At 57.3% G+C, this 1,478-nt stretch carries 1 protein-coding gene; it reads right to left on the reverse strand.

Annotation, left to right across the window (positions count from 1 at the left end):
* Window positions 1-1,478 (reverse strand): beta-ketoacyl synthase N-terminal-like domain-containing protein (locus U869_RS32355; RefSeq protein WP_037409738.1); only part of this gene is annotated, 1,478 nt, incomplete at both ends.

Here is a 1,478-nt window from a genome sequence, read left to right on the forward strand (position 1 = left end):
GATGTGCGCATTGGTGCCACTCCAACCAAAGGCGCTGACCCCGGCAATGCGCGGTTTTTCGCCCCGAGGCCACGGGATGCCCCTGTCGGCCACCCTGACCGGCAGGGCGTCCCACGGGATATGCGGGTTGGGGGTGGTGAAGTGCAGGTTCTGCGGAATGCGCTGATGCTGCAACGCCAGCACCGTCTTGATCAGCCCGGCGATCCCGGCGGCAGCCTGGGTATGACCGATGTTGCTTTTGACCGAGCCGAGGATCAGCGGCCGGTCGGTACTGCGCCCCTCGCCGAGTACCGCGCCCAGCGCCTGCACCTCAATCGGGTCGCCAAGCCGCGTGCCGGTACCGTGGCACTCCACGTAGTCGACGTCGGCAGGCTGCACCCCAGCCTGCTTCAGTGCAGCACGTACGACCGCCTCCTGAGCTGGGCCGTTAGGTGCAGTCAGGCCGTTGCTGCGTCCGTCCTGATTAACGGCGGTGCCGCGCAGTATGGCCCAGATGTGGTCGCCATCGCGCAACGCATCGCTCATGCGTTTTAATATCACGACCCCACAACCTTCCGACCAACCGGTACCATCAGCGGCATCCGAGAACGTTTTACAGCGCCCGTCGCTGGCCAAGCCACGCAGGCGGCTGAACTCAAGATACATTGATGGAGTGATATTTAGCGTTGACCCACCTGCCAGCGCCATGGCGGATTCATGAGTGCGCAACGACTGACAGGCCAGATGAATGGAGACCAGCGAAGAAGAGCAGGCCGTATCAACAGTAATCGCTGGGCCCTTCAGCCCCAGGATATAGCTTAGGCGCCCCGAGGCAATGCTGGGAGAGGAGCCAGTCTTGATATAGCCATTGAAATTTTCCACTGCAGTATCTGCGGCATACTCTGATGGCATCAAGCCAAAGAATACGCCTGTGTTGCTTTCGAAGATTTGATGGGGTGGGATCCCCGCATCTTCCAATGCTTCCCAACTGGTCTCCAGCAGCAGGCGTTGCTGCGGGTCAAGATTCATGGCTTCACGAGGAGAAATACCAAAGAAGTTGGCATCGAATTGATCAATATCAGACAGGAAACCACCATTACGGCTGGTTATTTTCCCCAATGCAGCGGGATCCGAATCGTAAAGCGCATCAATATCCCACCGCTCCTCAGGAACTTCGTTGATGACATCTACACCATCATTCACCAGTTGCCAGAAGTCGCGCGTATTCAGTACCCCGCCAGGGTAACGACACCCCATTCCAACAATAGCAATCGGTTCGGACAACATACTTTCTGCTGAGAACTCCACTTTATTTTCTTCAACGTTCTTATCTTTCAGGATATAGCGGGCCATTGCCTGTGGGCTGGGATAGTCATATACCAGCGTCGCTGGCAAGGTCAGACCGATTTTTCTTCCCAGCCCCTTGCGCAACTCCAGTGCCATCAACGAGTCCATACCTCTCTCGCTCAGCGGCTGAGCGTTGTCGAGATCATCTACCG

It is taken from the genome of Serratia sp. H1w, from assembly GCF_000633355.1.
GTDB lineage: Bacteria > Pseudomonadota > Gammaproteobacteria > Enterobacterales > Enterobacteriaceae > Chania.